This is a genomic window from Paraburkholderia sp. Ac-20336 (genome assembly GCF_017105025.1).
Taxonomy (GTDB): Bacteria; Pseudomonadota; Gammaproteobacteria; order Burkholderiales; family Burkholderiaceae; genus Paraburkholderia.
Genome location: NZ_JAAGPS010000022.1, coordinates 31,218 through 46,991, shown reverse-complemented (window position 1 = coordinate 46,991; position 15,774 = coordinate 31,218). Strand labels below are relative to the sequence as shown.

Annotated in this window: 17 protein-coding genes; 10 read left to right on the top strand and 7 right to left on the bottom strand. The window is 65.1% G+C overall.

Going from position 1 to position 15,774, the window contains the following annotated elements:
* Positions 1–3 precede the first annotated feature (3 nt).
* From GXB81_RS10320 to GXB81_RS10275, 10 genes are all read left to right on the top strand, one after another.
* Complete coding sequence (locus GXB81_RS10320) at positions 4–552, top strand: cupin domain-containing protein (RefSeq protein WP_167038837.1); 549 nt, start codon at positions 4–6, stop codon at positions 550–552.
* 83 nt (positions 553–635) lie between these two features.
* Entirely contained in the window at positions 636–1,514 is an 879-nt protein-coding gene (locus GXB81_RS10315) for an alpha/beta fold hydrolase (RefSeq protein WP_205989060.1), read from the top strand.
* A gap of 23 nt (positions 1,515–1,537) precedes the next feature.
* Entirely contained in the window at positions 1,538–2,413 is an 876-nt protein-coding gene (locus GXB81_RS10310; RefSeq protein WP_167038833.1) for an IclR family transcriptional regulator, read from the top strand.
* On the top strand, positions 2,413–3,222 hold the full coding sequence (locus GXB81_RS10305) for an SDR family oxidoreductase (RefSeq protein ID WP_205989059.1): 810 nt from the start codon (positions 2,413–2,415) through the stop codon (positions 3,220–3,222). Before GXB81_RS10310 ends, GXB81_RS10305 begins: the two co-directional genes overlap by 1 nt.
* On the top strand, positions 3,215–4,873 hold the full coding sequence (locus tag GXB81_RS10300) for a thiamine pyrophosphate-binding protein (protein WP_205989058.1): 1,659 nt from the start codon (positions 3,215–3,217) through the stop codon (positions 4,871–4,873). Before GXB81_RS10305 ends, GXB81_RS10300 begins: the two co-directional genes overlap by 8 nt.
* Entirely contained in the window at positions 4,866–5,696 is an 831-nt protein-coding gene (locus GXB81_RS10295; RefSeq protein ID WP_205989057.1) for an aspartate dehydrogenase, read from the top strand. Before GXB81_RS10300 ends, GXB81_RS10295 begins: the two co-directional genes overlap by 8 nt.
* A gap of 43 nt (positions 5,697–5,739) precedes the next feature.
* Positions 5,740–7,230, top strand: coding sequence for an aldehyde dehydrogenase (locus GXB81_RS10290; RefSeq protein ID WP_205989071.1), 1,491 nt, complete (start codon positions 5,740–5,742; stop codon positions 7,228–7,230).
* Positions 7,231–7,252: 22 nt separating this feature from the next.
* Positions 7,253–8,218, top strand: a complete 966-nt coding sequence (locus GXB81_RS10285) for a VOC family protein (protein WP_205989056.1) — start codon at positions 7,253–7,255, stop codon at positions 8,216–8,218.
* A complete protein-coding gene (locus GXB81_RS10280; RefSeq protein WP_205989055.1) occupies positions 8,211–9,476 on the top strand; it encodes an FAD-dependent oxidoreductase in 1,266 nt (421 codons plus the stop codon). Before GXB81_RS10285 ends, GXB81_RS10280 begins: the two co-directional genes overlap by 8 nt.
* Positions 9,477–9,501: 25 nt before the next feature.
* Entirely contained in the window at positions 9,502–10,905 is a 1,404-nt protein-coding gene (locus tag GXB81_RS10275) for an MFS transporter (RefSeq protein WP_167038819.1), read from the top strand.
* 113 nt (positions 10,906–11,018) lie between these two features.
* Here GXB81_RS10275 and GXB81_RS10270 read toward each other — a convergent pair whose 3' ends face one another.
* The 7 genes from GXB81_RS10270 to GXB81_RS10240 form a co-directional block, all read right to left on the bottom strand.
* Positions 11,019–11,480 (bottom strand): GNAT family N-acetyltransferase, encoded by a 462-nt coding sequence (locus tag GXB81_RS10270; protein WP_167282473.1) that lies wholly within the window; start codon positions 11,478–11,480, stop codon positions 11,019–11,021.
* A gap of 226 nt (positions 11,481–11,706) precedes the next feature.
* Positions 11,707–11,910, bottom strand: coding sequence for a DUF3562 domain-containing protein (locus GXB81_RS10265; RefSeq protein ID WP_167038815.1), 204 nt, complete (start codon positions 11,908–11,910; stop codon positions 11,707–11,709).
* Positions 11,911–12,095: 185 nt separating this feature from the next.
* A complete protein-coding gene (locus GXB81_RS10260; RefSeq protein WP_205989054.1) occupies positions 12,096–13,205 on the bottom strand; it encodes a DMT family transporter in 1,110 nt (369 codons plus the stop codon).
* 121 nt (positions 13,206–13,326) lie between these two features.
* Complete coding sequence (locus tag GXB81_RS10255; protein ID WP_205989053.1) at positions 13,327–14,625, bottom strand: TAXI family TRAP transporter solute-binding subunit; 1,299 nt, start codon at positions 14,623–14,625, stop codon at positions 13,327–13,329.
* Between the two features lie 125 nt (positions 14,626–14,750).
* Complete coding sequence (locus GXB81_RS10250) at positions 14,751–15,041, bottom strand: contact-dependent growth inhibition system immunity protein (RefSeq protein WP_167282467.1); 291 nt, start codon at positions 15,039–15,041, stop codon at positions 14,751–14,753.
* Positions 15,034–15,276 (bottom strand): RNase A-like domain-containing protein, encoded by a 243-nt coding sequence (locus GXB81_RS10245; RefSeq protein WP_205989052.1) that lies wholly within the window; start codon positions 15,274–15,276, stop codon positions 15,034–15,036. The genes GXB81_RS10250 and GXB81_RS10245 overlap by 8 nt, the downstream gene beginning before the upstream one ends.
* A gap of 13 nt (positions 15,277–15,289) precedes the next feature.
* Positions 15,290–15,724, bottom strand: coding sequence for a hypothetical protein (locus tag GXB81_RS10240; protein ID WP_205989051.1), 435 nt, complete (start codon positions 15,722–15,724; stop codon positions 15,290–15,292).
* Positions 15,725–15,774: the final 50 nt, after the last annotated feature.

Below are 15,774 nucleotides of genomic sequence, written 5' to 3'. Positions count from 1 at the left end.
CAGATGGCGGACGTTGACAACGAACGCAAGTCCTGGGACCAACCCGCGGACGCGAACTTCCAGCAGTGGCTGGACGGCCGCGTCGCGCGCTTCGAAACGCGTCGCTACGACTGGGACGCGCTGAAATTCCAGGCCGACTACGACCCGAAGTATCGCCGTGCGCAGATGCGCTACGTCGGCACGGGCGGCACCGGCGTCGCGAAGGACATGAACACCGTGCCGGCAGGCGGCTTCACGTTCTCGACGATGGTGATCCCGGCCGGCAACATCGGCCCGAGCCATATTCATATGGATGTCGAAGAAATTTTCTTCGTGCTGCGCGGCAAGATGAAGGTGGTCTGCGAGCGTGACGGCGAAACGTGGGAAGCCGTGCTCGGCGAGCGCGACCTGATCTCGGTGCCGCCCGGCGTGTACCGCTCGGAGATCAACGTGGGCGAGGAAGACGCGCTGATGTGCGTGATGCTCGGTTCGCCGAAGCCGATCACGCCGACGTATCCGCCGGATTCGCCACTCGCGAAGATCAAGCGCGATCTGGCTGCAAACAAGGCGTAACCGCAGCACCACTGAGGCGCAATTGAAGTACCGCGCCATCGTCGAGCCGTTCACGTCGTTTCACTTCACCCGCGAAGGCAATCATGTCCGTAGTCCCGTCCGCCAATGCCGATCAGCATGCCGCGCTCGAAGCGCGTCTCGCGCGCTATCCGGCGCAGCACAGCAGCCTGGCCGCGCAACGCGTCGTGAGCTATCGCGAAGCCGGCCAGGCCGGCAACGATGCGCTGCCGCTCGTGCTGCTGCATGGCATCGGTTCGGGCGCGGCATCGTGGGTGCAGCAGTTCGACGCGCTCGGCGCGACACGCCGCGTGCTGGCCTGGGATGCGCCGGGGTATGGCGCATCCACGCCGGTCGCGGCGGCTTCGCCGCTCGCTCAGGACTACGCGGCCGTATTGAAGGAATGGCTCGACACGCTCGGCATCGAACGCTGCGTGCTGGTCGGGCATTCGCTCGGCGCGATCATCGCCGGCGCATTCGCGCTTGCGCATCCGCAGCGTCTTGCCGGTCTGCTGCTGCTGTCGCCCGCGGGCGGCTACGGCGCGGCGTCCGCTGAAATGCGCGACGCGAAACGCGCTCAGCGTCTCGCGATGCTCAACGAACTCGGCCCGCAAGGGCTCGCCGAAAAACGCAGCGCCAACATGCTGTCCGCTCACGCGAACGACGCGGCGCGCGCATGGGTGCGCTGGAACATGGCGCGCGTGATCCCGCACGGTTACGCGCAGGCCACGCATCTGCTCGCCAACGCCGATCTCGCCGGCGACCTCGCGCGCTACGAAGGCCGCGTCGACGTCGCGGTCGGCGCCGAAGACACGATTACCGCGCCCGAAGCCTGCGAAAAGATCGCGCTCGCCGCGCGCACCCGCCTGCAGATCGTGCCGCGCGCGGGACATGCGGGCTATATCGAAGAACCCGCCGCGTACACCGCGATCATCGATACGTTCAGCCGCGCAAGCGGCATCTAACCGAGCCAACGCGGAGCCATGCAATGACGCCCGATACGCCTGATGCGCCCGACGCCGAGCGCAACGAAACCAGCAGCGATTCCGGCTACCGGGTGCCCGGTCTCGAACGAGGCCTGAACATCCTGATGGAGTTCTCGCCGCGCGAGCCGGTGCTCGGCGCGCCGGAACTGTCGCGCCGCCTGAACATTCCGCGCACGACGGTGTTCCGTTTGCTGCAGACGCTCGAATCGCTCGGCTTTCTCGAACGCGCCGACAAGGACCGCAACTATCGCCTCGGCATCGCGGTGCTGCGGCTCGGCTTCGAATACCTGAGCTCGCTGGAGCTGACCGACCTCGGCCTGCCGATCATCGAGCGGCTGCGCGACGACACCGGCCTCACGAGCCATATCGTGATTCGCGACGGACGCGACGTGGTGTTCGTCGCCAAGGCGCAAAGCCATGCGCCGATTTTCAGCTCGGTGAAGGTCAACGTCGGCACGCGCCTGCCCGCCTATGCGACGACGCACGGCCAGGTGCTGATGGGCGACCTGACGCTCGACGACCTGAAGAAGCTCTATCCCGAGCCGGAACTGGAGCGCTTCACCGCGCAGACGCCGGCCACGGTCAACGAACTCTACGAACGGATTCGCGATGACGCGCGGCGCGGCTTCGCGATCAGCGAGTCGTCGTTCGAGCGCGGCATTTCGGTGGTCAGTGCGCCGGTGCGCAACGACACGAACCGCATCGTCGCGGTCATCACGACGACGATCCCGCGCCGCGAGATCGACGTGTCGCTGCTCGACGGCGGGCTCGTCGACAAGGTGCGCCGCGCGGCCGAAGAACTGTCGCAGCGGCTCAATTACCGGCCGAAGCTCGGACCGAACGCAGGCAACAAATACATGAAGGCACTGGGGCTCTGATGATCCAAATCGATTTGACCGGACAGGTGGCGGTGGTGACGGGCGGTTCGTCCGGCATCGGTCTCGCGACCGCCGAACTGTTTCTGCAAGCGGGTGCGTCGGTCGCGATCTGCGGCCGCGACAGCGAGCGTCTCGCGAAAGCGCAAGCCGCGCTCGTCGCGAAGTTTCCCGGCGCGCAACTGCTCGCGCAGCGCTGCAACGTGCTCGATGCCGACGAAGTGAGCGCATTCGCGCAGGCCGTGCAGCAGCGCTTCGGCCGCACCGACATGCTCGTGAACAACGCGGGCCAGGGGCGCGTCTCGACCTTCGCCGACACGAGCGACGACGCATGGCGCGAAGAGCTCGACCTGAAGTACTTCGGCGTGATCCGCCCGACGCGCGCGTTTCTGCCGATGCTCGACGACACCGCCGGCGCCGGCCGCGACGCGGCCATCGTCAACGTGAATTCGCTGCTCGCGCTGCAGCCCGAGCCGCACATGGTGGCGACCTCGTCGGCGCGCGCGGGTCTGCTGAGTCTCACGAAGTCGCTCGCGGTCGAACTCGCGCCGCAGCGCATCCGCGTCAACTCGATCCTGATCGGCATCGTCGAGTCGGGGCAGTGGCGCCGCCGCTACGAGACCCAGGCACAGCCGGGCCAGAGCTGGGAAGACTGGACCGGCGAGCTGGCGCGCAAGAAAAACATTCCACTGGGCCGTTTCGGTCGTCCCGAAGAGGCCGCTCAAGCGCTTTTTTATCTGGCTACCACGCTGTCGTCGTACACGACGGGCAGTCACATCGATGTTTCTGGAGGCGTTGCACGACATGTCTAATAAAACCACCGTTGGCGAACTGATCGCCGCCTTTCTCGAGCAATGCGGCGTCCAAACCGCATTCGGCGTGATCTCGATCCACAACATGCCGATCCTCGACGCAATCAACACGCGCGGCAAGATCCGCTATGTCGGCGCGCGCGGCGAAGCCGGCGCGGTGAACATGGCCGACGGCCTTGCGCGCGTCTCGGGCGGCCTCGGCGTCGCGTTCACGAGCACGGGCACCGCGGCGGGCAATGCAGCGGGCGCGATGGTCGAAGCGCTGACGGCGGGCACCGCACTGCTGCACGTGACCGGCCAGATCGAAACCGAATACCTCGACCAGGACCTCGCGTATATCCACGAAGCGCCGGACCAGCTCTCGATGCTGCAATCGATCTCGAAGGCCGCGTTCCGCGTGCGTTCGGTCGAAACCGCGCTGCCGACGATCCGCGAAGCCGTGCGCGTCGCGCAAACGGCGCCGAGCGGCCCGGTCAGCGTCGAGATTCCGATCGACATCCAGGCGGCCGAAATCGAGTGGCCGAACGATCTCGCCGCGCCCCACGTGACGACGCTCACGCATTGCAAGGACCGCGTCGCGCAACTCGCGGAGCAACTGACGAAGGCGAAGCGCCCGCTGCTGTGGCTCGGCGGCGGCACGCGCCACGCGCGCGCGGCGGTCGAGCGTCTGGTCGCACTCGGCTTCGGCGTCGTGACGAGCGTGCAGGGCCGTGGCGTGCTGCCGGAAGATCATCCGGCCACGCTCGGCGCGTTCAACGTGCACTCGGCGGTCGAGAGCTTCTACAAGACCTGTGACGCGCTCGTCGTGGTCGGCTCGCGTCTGCGCGGCAATGAAACGCTGAAGTACAAGCTCGCGCTGCCGCAGCCGCTGTATCGCATCGACGCCGACGCGCTGGCCGACAACCGCGGTTATCGCAACGAGATGTTCATTCACGGCGACGCCTCCGCGGTGCTCGAGGAACTCGCGACGCTGCTCGAAGGCAGGCTGAAGGTCGATCCGCAGTTCGCGCAGGACCTCGCTGCCGCGCGCGAAAGCGCGGTTGCCGACGTCGCCAAGGGTCTGGGCCCGTACAAGCGTCTCGTCGACGCGCTGCAGGACGCCGTGGGCCGCGACTACAACTGGGTGCGCGACGTCACGATCTCGAACAGCACGTGGGGCAACCGCCTCTTGAAGATCTTCTCGCCGCGCGCGGGCGTGCATGCGCTCGGCGGCGGCATCGGCCAGGGCATGCAGATGGGCATCGGCGCGGCGCTCGCGGGCAATGCGGCGAAGACCGTCGCGCTGTGCGGCGACGGCGGCTTGATGGTCAACGTCGGCGAACTCGCGACGGCCGTGCAGGAAAACGCCAACGTGATGATCGTGCTGATGAACGACCAGTGCTACGGCGTGATCCGCAACATCCAGGACGCGCAATACGGCGGCCGCCGCTGCTACGTGCAACTGCATCAGCCGGATTTCGCACAGTTCTGCGCAAGCCTGAAGCTGCCGCACTACCGCATCAAGTCGCTCGACGACGCCGCCGCGATCATCCGCGAAGGCATAGCGCAGACCGGTCCGGTGCTGGTCGAAGTGGACATGTTGTCGGTCGGCACCTTCGCGACCCAGTTCGCGGGCCCGCCGGTCAAGAAAGAGGAGCCGCAACATGCATGAGGTCGGCTACGCGGGGCATCACGCGCCCCTTGATGTCGCGATGATCGGCTTCGGCGCGATTGGCCAGGCGGTGTACCGCTCGGTCGCCGGCGATCCGGCCGTGCGCGTCTCGCATGTGATCGTTCCCGAGAAGCAGCTGACGTCGGTGCGCGACATGGTGGGCGCGGGCGTCGACGTGGTGTCGTCGGTGTCGGCGCTCAGCACGAAGCCGCAGTTCGCGCTCGAATGCGCGGGCCACAGCGCGCTCGTCGATCACATCGTGCCGCTGCTGAAGTCGGGCACCGATTGCGCGGTTGCGTCGATCGGTGCGCTCTCCGACGTCGCGCTGCTCGACGCGCTCGCCGCTGCGGCCGATGCGGGCGACGCGACGGTCACGCTGCTGTCGGGCGCGATCGGCGGTATCGATGCGATCGCCTCGGCGCGTTTCGGCGGTCTCGACGAAGTGCTGTACACGGGCCGCAAGCCGCCGATCGGCTGGCTCGGCACGCCGGCCGAAGAGGTCTGCGACCTGCGCACGCTCGCCGAAGAGAAGGTGATCTTCGAAGGCACCGCGCGCGATGCGGCGCGGCTCTATCCGAAGAACGCCAACGTTGCCGCGACCATCGCGCTCGCCGGGCTCGGCCTCGACAACACGACGGTCAAGCTGATCGCCGATCCGAACGTGACGCGCAACGTGCATCGCATCCTCGCGCGCGGCGCGTTCGGCGAGATGTCGCTCGAAATGAGCGGCAAGCCGCTGCCGGACAACCCGAAGACGTCCGCGCTGACCGCTTACAGCGCGATCCGCGCGCTGCGCAATCGCGCCGCGCGTTGCGTGATCTAAGACCCACCAGGCCCCCGGCCTGCAAGCAACCGGAATGACCGACATGACTCACTTCGATACCAGCCTCGTGCCCAACGGCGATATTTTTATCGGCGGCGAATGGCGGCAAGGGCGCGGCAACCCGTACAAAAGCCTGTATCCGGCGGATCAGTCGGTCAACATGGAAATCTCGACGGCCAGCGCCGACGACGCGCGCGAAGCGGTCGAAGCCGCCGACGCCGCGTGGCGCAAGCCGGACTGGTCGGGTCTGAAGCCGCATCAGCGCGCGCTGATCCTGTACCGCATCGCCGACCTCATCATGGCGCGCCACGAAGCGCTCGCGAATCTGCAGCGCCGCGACAACGGCAAGCCGATCGGCGAGACGCGCGTGCTGGTCGCGAGTGCGGCGAATACGTTCCGCTATTTCGCGGCCTGCCTCGAAACGCTCGACGAAGAAGTCACGCCGTCGCGCGGCGACTATCTGACGATGAGCCTCTACGAGCCGATCGGCGTGGTTGCGGCGATCACGCCGTGGAATTCGCCGATCGCCTCCGACGCGCAGAAGCTCGCGCCGGCGCTCGCGGCCGGCAACGCGGTGGTGCTGAAGCCCGCCGAAGTCACGCCGCTCGTCTCGCTCGCGCTCGCGCGCATCTGCGAGGAAGCGGGCGTGCCGAAGGGCGTCGTGAGCGTGCTGCCGGGCAAGGGCTCGGTGATCGGCGACGTGCTCGTGCGCCATCCGCTCGTGAGGAAAGTGTCGTTTACGGGCGGCACCGAAGTGGGCCGCGGCATCGCGCGCATCGCGGCGGACAAGCTGATGCCGGTGTCGCTCGAACTCGGCGGCAAGTCGCCGACCATCGTGTTCGACGACGCCGATCTCGATCACGCGGTCAACGGCGTGCTGTACGGCATCTTCAGCTCGTCGGGCGAGGCGTGCATCGCGGGCTCGCGTCTGTTCGTGCAGCGCTCGATCTACGGCACATTCATGCAGCGTCTCGTCGAAGGCGCGCGCAAGCTGCGCGTCGGCGATCCGTCGCGCGACAACACGCAGATGGGTCCGCTGATTACGCAGGCGCATCGCGAATCGGTCGAGCGTTATATCGCGCTCGGCCTCGAAGAAGGCGGCCGTCTGCTGTGCGGCGGCGAGCGTCCGGTCGGCGACGGCCGCGAAGCGGGCACCTATCTGCAACCGACGATTCTCGACGGCCTCACTAACGAGGCGCGCATCTGCCAGGAGGAAATCTTCGGGCCGGTGCTCGTCGCGATGCCGTTCGACGACGAAGCCGCGCTGCTCAAGGCAGCGAACCACAGTGTGTTCGGCCTCGCCGCCGGCATCTGGACGCGCGACTACAAGCGCGCCTACCGCACCGCGCGCGCGCTCGAAGCCGGCACGATCTGGATCAACACCTACAAGCTGTTCTCGATCTCGACGCCGTTCAGCGGCTGGAAGGAGAGCGGTATGGGACGCGAAAAGGGCCGTCTCGGCATTCGCGAATACATGCAACAGAAGAGCCTCTACTGGGGCTTGAACGAAGCGCCGTTGGCGTGGGCGAACTAAGGCAGCAAGGAAGAGGCACGTTATGACGATTCTCGGCATTGAACAGATTACCTACGGCGTGACGGATCTCGCCACCTGCCGCCGGTTTTTCGCGGACTGGGGTCTCAAGGAGACCGCGTTCGACGACCAACACGCGCGTTTCGAAACGATGAACGGCTGCACGGTGCTCGTCGTCGACGCGAACGACGCGGCGCTGCCGCCCGCGTTCGAGGACGGCCCGACGCTGCGCGAAGTGACGTGGGGCGTCGCGACGAAGGCGGAACTCGACGCACTGCGCGGCCGCTTCGCCGGCCAGCCCGGCCACTACGAAACCGAAGACGCGCTCGGCTGCATCGACCCGAACGGCATGGCGATTCGCGTCGAAGTGACGCGCAAGCGCGCGGTCGACGTGCAGGGTTCGCCGTCGAACGTGTGGGGCAAGACGCTGCGCGTCGATCAGCCGTCGCCGGTCTACGAACGCGCGGAGCCGGTCGAGGTCGGCCACGTCGTGTTCTTCACGAACCAGCTCGCCGAACAGGAAAAGTTCTATCACGAACTGCTCGGCTTCGAGACCTCGGACCGCTATCCGGGCCGCGGCGCGTTCATGCGCTGCGCGCCGCACGGCGGCCACCACGACCTCTTCCTGCTGGCCTTGCCGAACGGCAAACGCGGCCTGAACCATGTCGCGTTCACCGTGCGCGACATCCACGAAGTGTTCGGCGGCGGCATGCACATCAACCGTTGCGGCTGGGAAACGCAGCTCGGGCCGGGACGTCATCCGGTGTCGTCGGCGTACTTCTGGTACTTCAAGAATCCGGCCGGCGGCCTGATCGAGTACTACGCCGACGAAGACCAGCTCACGCCCGAATGGCAGCCGCGCGAATTCGAACCGGGTCCGACCGTGTTCGCCGAATGGGCGATCGAAGGCGGCATCGACGGCAATACGCGCCGGCAGAAAGACGCGAAGGCGCCGGAAGGCAAGTTCATGACGGAGCGCAAAAATGACTGACGCCGCCACCGCAAAGGCCCAGGCCGCGCATGCGGGGCTCGAAGCGCCGCGCACGGTCGTCGTGATCGGCGGCGGCCAGGCGGCCGGCTGGATCGTGAAGACGTTGCGCAAGGAAGGCTTCGACGGCCGCCTCGTGATGATCGCCGACGAAGTGCATCTACCCTACGAGCGCCCGCCGCTCTCGAAGGCCGTGCTGGCCGGCGAAGCCGATATCGAAACCGTGCGCCTCGTGAAGCCCGACGACTTCGACGCGCTGAACGTCGAAGCATGGCAGCCCGATTGCGCGACCTCGATCGATCGCGAACAGCGCATCGTGCGCACGCAGTCGGGCCGCGAAGTGCAATACGACCGCCTCGTGATCGCGACCGGCGGCGCGGCGCGCCGTTTGCCCGACGCGCTCGTGAAGACCTCGCATCTCGCCTACCTGCGCACGCTCGACGAAGCGGTCGCGCTCGGCGAACGGCTGCGCGCGAGCCAGCGCGTGCTCGTGGTCGGCGGCGGCTGGATCGGTCTCGAAGTCGCGGCGACCGCGCGCAAGCTCGGCGTCGAAGCCTGTGTGGTGGAAGGCGCGCCGCGTCTGTGCGCGCGCTCGCTGCCGCCGCTGGTGTCGGACTTCCTGCTCGATCTGCATCGCGCGAACGGCGTGGACGTGCGCCTGAACGCCTCGCTCGTCGCGCTCGAAGATCACCCGGACGACGCAAAGCGGATTCGCGCGACGTTCGCGGACGGCTCGACGCTCGACGCCGATTTTGCGGTGGCCGGCATCGGTCTCACGCCGCACACGGCGATTGCCGAAGCGGCGGGCGTGAAGGTCGAGAACGGCATCGTCGTCGATCATTTCGGCGCGACCGACGACCCGCGCATCTTCGCCTGCGGCGACGTGGCGAATCATCCGAGCGCATGGCTCAAGCGCCGCGTGCGGCTGGAGTCGTGGGCCAACGCGCAGAACCAGGCGATTGCCGTGGCCAAGGCCTTGCTCGGCAACTTCGAAGCGTATGCGGACATTCCGTGGTTCTGGTCCGATCAGTACGACGTGAACCTGCAGATTCTCGGCGACATTCCGGCCGATGCGCCACTCGCGGTGCGCGGCGATCTGTCGACGCGGCGCGCGACGCTGTTCTATCTGGAAGACAACACGATTCGCGGCGTGATCGCGATCAACACTCCGCGCGAACTGAAGCTCTCGCGCAAGTGGATGAATCAAGGCCGGATCATCGACCTTGCCACCCTGACTGACGCCTCTACGGCGCTTGCCTAACCATTTTTACGGACGGCACCTTGGCATGAGAACCATCGATAACTCAACAGGAGACCGCAGCAGCGCCGGTGTTTCAGGCGCCGTGACGCAGGGCTCGATCATCGCGAGGCTCGAGCGCCTGCCGGGGAACGCGCTGCAAGTACGCGCCCGTATCCTGATCGGTCTCGCGACGTTCTTCGACGGCTTCGACGTGATCGCGATCGCGACGACGCTGCCGCTGCTGATTGCGAAGTGGCACCTGACGCCGTGGGACGTCGGCTTTTTGCTTGGCTCCGGCTCCATAGGACAACTGATCGGCGCGTTCCTGTTTCCGTGGTATGCGGAGCGCGGCGGACGCGTGAAGGCAATTGCGCTGAGCTCGGGCATCATCGGCATCACGAGTATTGCGTGCGGTTTTGCGCCGACGTTCGCCGTATTCGTCGTGCTGCGCATTATCCAGGGGCTGGGACTCGGCGGCGAATTGCCGGTGGCCGCGACCTATATCAACGAGATCAGCCGCGCGCATGGCCGCGGGCGTTTCGTGCTGCTGTACGAAATCGTCTTCCCGATCGGGCTGCTCGCGTCGAGCGCGATGGGGGCGTGGATCGTGCCGCGTTTCGGCTGGCCGGCGATGTACTTCATCGGCGGCATGCCGCTGATCCTGTTCTTCGCGCTGCGCAAGCTCGTGCCGGAATCGCCGCGCTGGCTCGCCGTGCGCGACCGGATGGCCGAAGCCGATTCCGCCGTGCTCGCATTCGAACGGGCCGCCAAGGTGCCGCTGCCGCCGGTGGCAAGCTCGGCCGAATTCGACGAGATGGTCAATCGCCATCCGAAGCGCAGCGTCTCGGACCTGTTCGGCCCGGCCTACCTGAAGCGCACGATTGCCGTGGCGATGCTGTGGGTGACCTGCGGCTTTATCCAGTACGGTCTGTCCACCTGGCTGCCGACGATCTACCGCACGATCTATCACGCGCCGTTGCAGCTTGCGCTGAACCTGGCCGTGGCGGCTTCGGTGCTCGGCGTGGTCGGCTCGCTCGTCTGCGCGCTGCTGGTCGACGCGGTGGGGCGCAAGCCGATCATCAACATCTCGTTCATCCTGTGCGCGGTGTCGCTGGCGATGGCGGGCGTGTTGCACGACTCGTCGGTGTACGTGGTCGCAACCTTCTGCGCATTCGCACTCGGCTTCCTCGCGAGTGGCTTCATCACCGCTTACGTGTACACGCCGGAGCTGTACCCGACGAGCATCCGCGCGATGGGTTGCGGCGTGGGCGGCGCCTGGCTCAAGATCGCGGCGATCTTCGCGCCGGCCATCGTGTCGAAGACGATGATCGGCGGCAATCTCGAAGTGGCGTTCTATATCCTCGCTGCCGTGCCGTTCGTCGCGGCGATCGCGGTGCACTTCCTCGGCATCGAAACCAAGGGCAAGGTGCTGGAGCAACTCGAAGCCTGATATCGCATTGCTGATGTGGGTTCAGGAAAACGAAAAGGCGCACCCTGTGGTGCGCCTTTCGTCTTTCCGGCTGCTTTTTTTGCGTTCGCTGCGGAATTGCGACGCGTGGTGCGTCACAGCGCCTTGCGATACACGACGAAGCCCGACCTGTCCGCGACCTTGTCGTAAAGCTTCATCGCGGTCTGATTCGTCTCGTGCGTTTGCCAGTAGACGCGTTCCGCGCCATCGGCCTGGGCGCGCGCATACACGGCTTCGATCAGCGCGCGGCCGACGCCCTTGCCGCGCTCAGTGTCGAGCGTGTAGAGGTCCTGCAGATAGCAGATCGGTCCGGCCAGCGTCGTGTGACGGTGATAGAGAAAGTGCACGAGGCCGACCAGTTGCCCGTCGCGCTCGGCGACGAACGCGTGCATCGGCTCGTAGCCGTCGAAGAAGCGCTGCCAGGTGATGCGCGTGATGTCGCGCGGCAGCGCGGTCTCGCCCGAGCGGCCGTAGAACGCGTTGTACGCATCCCATAGCGGCAGCCATGCGTCGAAATCTTCGCGGATGACGGCGCGAATCAGGATCTGGGCGGACATAGGTGCGGTTCCTTATCGAATGAGGCGGGCAACAGCATGCCTGCCGGGAACGATCGAACCGTCAGCATAGAAAATTCGTGGCGCCATTGTTAGCTCCACGAGGCGCGCAAAATCTGGAACCACGGGTCGAATGGTTCCGCGCGGCGTGTGTTTTTTTAGGGTGGGTGCGCGCGTGACCGCGCGCCGGTGCTGTCACTGCGGGTGCAACCAGGCGGTCAAGGTGCCTTCAGTGACCGCGATCCGGGTTGTGACGAAGCTGGGCGCGTACCTTCTTCGCGGCGAATAGCGGCACGTAATCGAATACGCGCGCGTCCTGCCGGTAATTGGCGAGCGTATCCGCATACAGGCGGGATACCGTTTCGGCTGGCGTGTCGGTTTCTTCGGCGATGCTTCTCACCAGTTCGTCTACATTGGGCTGAGGCTGCGACATGGATCTCTCCGGATGGGGCGGCGGGCTGGGTGGACGGAACGTAAACACAACGTGAACGGCAGGAGTCCATTACAGGACGCGACCCGCTACTATGCCAATTGAATTGGCCTATCGCACGACCCGTTCCACAGAGATTTTTATCTTGCGTCGCAGCAAACGGTTGCCCGATGGGAGCGCGCGGAAAATCAATGGGTGTGGCGGTGGTGGATATCCGGGAAATGCCTATGAGCATGCGTGATCGGCGCATGGTGATGCGGATGGGTATGCGGTTCCTCGCCGTCCCATGCGAAATCGTGCTCGTGCTGATGATGCGCGTCGTGCCGATGGCGATGCGTGTGGTCGAGCGCCTCGTGCGTGTGCGCATGCTCGTGGCGTTCCCGCACATGCAGCCACACGCCGAGCGTCATTAGCGCGGCCGCTACCCAGAATTGCGAAGTCGGCAGTTCGGGCCAGAGCAGCCACGACAGCGTGACGCCGAAGAGCGGCGCAACGGAGAAGTACGCACCGGTTCGCGCGGAGCCGAGATTGCGCAGCGCGACGACGAACAGCACGAGGCTCGCGCCATATCCCGCGAAGCCGGTCAGCATCGCGAGCGCGACGCTCCACGCGGTCGTGCCGTGCGGCCAGCTCGCGCCAACGGCGAACGCCAACGCCACGTTCACCGGGCCCGCAACGAGCCCCTTCACGCAGGCGATGAAGGTCGCGTCGTGCGTCGACACCTTGCGGGTGAGATTGTTGTCGACGGCCCAGCACGCGCATGCGCCGGCGAGCAGCAGCGCGCCCGGCGGCAGGTCCGCCGCGCCGGGCTGCCAGGCCAGCACGACGCCGCCCGCGACGATGGCGAGCATGCCGACGAACACCGGCAGGTCGACGTTTTCGCGGAATACGATCCATGCGATCAATGCGGTGAACACGCCTTCGAGATTCAGCAGCAGGGAGCCGGTGGCGGCCGGCGTGGTGTTCAAGCCGAGCATCAGCAGCGCGGGCCCGGCGACGCCGCCCGCGACGATCGCGCCGGCTAGCCACGGTACGTCGCGCAGCGGAAAGCGGTGCGGTTCTGTTGGCTGGGCGGCGGCGGGCGATGTCGAGCGCTGGGCCGAACGACGCGTCGTTCGACGCACCACGCGGCGCGCCAGCATCGCGATGCCAAGGCCGACTCCGCTGCCGAGATAGAACAGGCCCGCCAGCAGAAACGGCGATAGCGAATCGAGCAGCGCTTTCGCGAGCGGCGTGGTCGCGCCGAACAGCGCGGCGGCGAGTAGGGCGGTAAAGGCGGCGCTATGGCGGGACGGCATCGGCGGATCGGCGCTTGAGCAGGGGGAAGGCGGACACGATACCGCGATTGGCGAAGCGGCGCGAGGATCGGGCGCAAGCGGTTACCGCGCCGTAAGCTGCAAGGCCCGCGCGCGTGAGCGTCTACTTCTGCGCCCTCTCCGCCGCGTGGGCGATCCGGTCGCGCACGATGCCGATCGCCTGCTTGAGCGCGTAAACGTCCTGAAAGTAGCGATACGGAATCCGTATCTGGCTCGCGCTTGCGTCGATGCTCTCGATCTCGTCGCGCCATTGCGCGATTTGCGCGCGAGTCGGCGCGAAGTTTTTCCATACCTCGTCTTCGAGCGCCTTGATCTCGCGATACCAGACCTCGAGCCGCTTTTTCATGCGCGCTTCGAGCGTGCGCGGCAGCGCCTGTATGAGACCGATCAGAAGCGCCATGAACGGCAGCAGGATCAGCAGCCGCCGTTCGATGAGACTCGCGAGCCAGAACGGCAGATAGCGGTACAGGAACGGCCGGCCCGATTTGAAGTAGCGGATGCTTTCGTCGGAGATCGGGAATTCCTGGGTGTGCAGATTCGGAAACGTGCCGATCGGCGTGAAGTAGTCCTCGCCGCCGTGGACCGTGCGCGCCGCATCGAGCAGCAGATAGAGGAGCGCCGGATGCAGCGTGTCCTTCGAGACGAGCAGCGCCGTGGCCGCGAGCAGCGTGACGTCGGCGCGCGGCAGATCGTCGGCGACGCTGGCCGAGGCGCGCGGCAGGACGATCTTCGAGAGCGACGGGAATTTCTGCACGAGCGCGTCGGCCTGCGCGAAGCTCATCAGCTTCAGGTTGCTCGTGAGCAGCGTGCGCTGCATGTCGGCGTCGGGTCTGCCGATAAAGAACGCCGCGTCGATCCGACCGCTTTGGAGCCCTTGATAAGCAGCGTTCGCATCCATTTGCAGCAGCGTCGAGTTCCGGCTCGTGATGCCGCTATAGCCGAGCAGGACCTGCGATACGTTGAGCAGACCGCTGCCGGGCACGCCGAGCGAAATGCGCTTGCCGCGCAGTTGCGAGAGAAGGTCGATCGTCGCGTCGCCGCGATAGAACACCCAGATCGGCTCGTACGAGACGGCGGCGATCGTTTGCAGGTTGTCGGTGTCCTTGGGGTTGGTCGTGCCCGACTGGATGAAGCCGACTTCGTAGGCGCTGTCGGGGTCGGTGAGCCGCTGATAATTTTCGATCGAGCCCGACGAGCTGCGAATGTCGAGCTTGATGCCTTCGTGCTTCAGCAGCGGTGCGTAGCGATCGGCAAAGCCGCGATAGATGCCGCCATCGGCACCGGTCGTGATAACGATCGTGCGCTGGAACGCGGGCTGAAGCACGAGCGCGAGTATCCAGCCGAGGACGACGATCAGCAGGATCGCGCCGACGATCAGCAGGCGCTTGCGTGCCCGCGTCATGGGGGCTTTTTGACTGCGTTGAAGCGCGGGGTGGGGTCTCGGCATCGTTACCTGTTTCGGTTCAGGTTCGGCTTGGGTGGGTGATGGCTGGACGCGGCGCGCCCACGGCTGCGACAACCCGCGGATTACTCGCTCAGAAGATGTTTCAATTCGTCAAGGAACGAGGCCGTAGTGTGGTCCCAAAGAGCCGGGTCGCAATGGCAGCCAAAAAGATCGTCAAACGCCCTGTCCAGACAATTCACATTGGCCTTCTGGAATCGGGCTATCTCTTCCAGCGTCGCGATTCTTTCGTCTTCGGTCATTTCCGCTTTATAGGAGAGAACCAGTTCAGGTATCGAATTCCCATAGAGCGAATAGTCCTCATGGAATCGAGCCATGACCAGCTGTTCGAGATGGCTATAAGCTCCATCATTCATGATCGAATAGTACCAAGTCGTGGCGCGGTACTGTTGCCCACGTCTCTATTTTCGTGACATTGGCGCGCATCGCTTCCGCGATGGCCCACTCTGCCTGCCTGATATCTGTGAATGATGATGCAGCGGGAATATACGGGCCTCGCCTCAGTTGCTCCTTGAGCCATGCTTCGTCCTTGTCGACGTGCTTCAGCGTGTGTCCGCCCAATTCCGGGTTGAGTGCTTTTGCCTCATGCATGGCTTGTGACGCATTACTTTTCGCCGCAGCAATTGCCACGACAACCCGGGGATAATTCGATCTCAACGCGCCTGATCTTTTCAGGTGGTTCGGTCAAGTGGACAAGAGGCTTGTAGATTCTGGCGCGAACATCGTATAGAACCTGAGTCAGACCGAATTGCATCAACATGGCTTTTGCCGAATCGGCCCGTTGCAGTGCCAATTTCTCCGGTTCTTTTTCATTTGCTTCAGCCAATCCGCCGATGGACAGTACCTCTTGAATGGGATACCTGAGGCGCATGTCGATGGCCCAATTCGCCATCTTTAAAACTTGATCTGCCGATATCTGAGCCGAATTTCTTTCGAAATATACGTCGATGTTTTGACCTGGGAGGTTCTGAGAGGTATTGCATGCGAGAGCGCTGGTTGGCAGTAGTACAAGCACCAGATCGATTAGCCTGATAATCATCTACGACATACTCCGCGCGGTCGTTTGCAATATTGCTTGTTGCGACGATA

What these genes read in the sequence shown, in the direction of transcription:
- GXB81_RS10250 (WP_167282467.1), bottom strand. Translation starts at nt 15,041, where the DNA reads ATGAATGATGGAGCTTATAGCCATCTCGAACAGCTGGTCATGGCTCGA.
- GXB81_RS10260 (WP_205989054.1), bottom strand. Translation starts at nt 13,205, where the DNA reads ATGCCGTCCCGCCATAGCGCCGCCTTTACCGCCCTACTCGCCGCCGCG.
- GXB81_RS10320 (WP_167038837.1), top strand. Translation starts at nt 4, where the DNA reads ATGGCGGACGTTGACAACGAACGCAAGTCCTGGGACCAACCCGCGGAC.
- GXB81_RS10280 (WP_205989055.1), top strand. Translation starts at nt 8,211, where the DNA reads ATGACTGACGCCGCCACCGCAAAGGCCCAGGCCGCGCATGCGGGGCTC.
- GXB81_RS10290 (WP_205989071.1), top strand. Translation starts at nt 5,740, where the DNA reads ATGACTCACTTCGATACCAGCCTCGTGCCCAACGGCGATATTTTTATC.
- GXB81_RS10275 (WP_167038819.1), top strand. Translation starts at nt 9,502, where the DNA reads ATGAGAACCATCGATAACTCAACAGGAGACCGCAGCAGCGCCGGTGTT.
- GXB81_RS10240 (WP_205989051.1), bottom strand. Translation starts at nt 15,724, where the DNA reads ATGATTATCAGGCTAATCGATCTGGTGCTTGTACTACTGCCAACCAGC.
- GXB81_RS10265 (WP_167038815.1), bottom strand. Translation starts at nt 11,910, where the DNA reads ATGTCGCAGCCTCAGCCCAATGTAGACGAACTGGTGAGAAGCATCGCC.
- GXB81_RS10285 (WP_205989056.1), top strand. Translation starts at nt 7,253, where the DNA reads ATGACGATTCTCGGCATTGAACAGATTACCTACGGCGTGACGGATCTC.
- GXB81_RS10310 (WP_167038833.1), top strand. Translation starts at nt 1,538, where the DNA reads ATGACGCCCGATACGCCTGATGCGCCCGACGCCGAGCGCAACGAAACC.
- GXB81_RS10300 (WP_205989058.1), top strand. Translation starts at nt 3,215, where the DNA reads ATGTCTAATAAAACCACCGTTGGCGAACTGATCGCCGCCTTTCTCGAG.
- GXB81_RS10270 (WP_167282473.1), bottom strand. Translation starts at nt 11,480, where the DNA reads ATGTCCGCCCAGATCCTGATTCGCGCCGTCATCCGCGAAGATTTCGAC.
- GXB81_RS10255 (WP_205989053.1), bottom strand. Translation starts at nt 14,625, where the DNA reads ATGACGCGGGCACGCAAGCGCCTGCTGATCGTCGGCGCGATCCTGCTG.
- GXB81_RS10305 (WP_205989059.1), top strand. Translation starts at nt 2,413, where the DNA reads ATGATCCAAATCGATTTGACCGGACAGGTGGCGGTGGTGACGGGCGGT.
- GXB81_RS10315 (WP_205989060.1), top strand. Translation starts at nt 636, where the DNA reads ATGTCCGTAGTCCCGTCCGCCAATGCCGATCAGCATGCCGCGCTCGAA.
- GXB81_RS10295 (WP_205989057.1), top strand. Translation starts at nt 4,866, where the DNA reads ATGCATGAGGTCGGCTACGCGGGGCATCACGCGCCCCTTGATGTCGCG.
- GXB81_RS10245 (WP_205989052.1), bottom strand. Translation starts at nt 15,276, where the DNA reads ATGCATGAGGCAAAAGCACTCAACCCGGAATTGGGCGGACACACGCTG.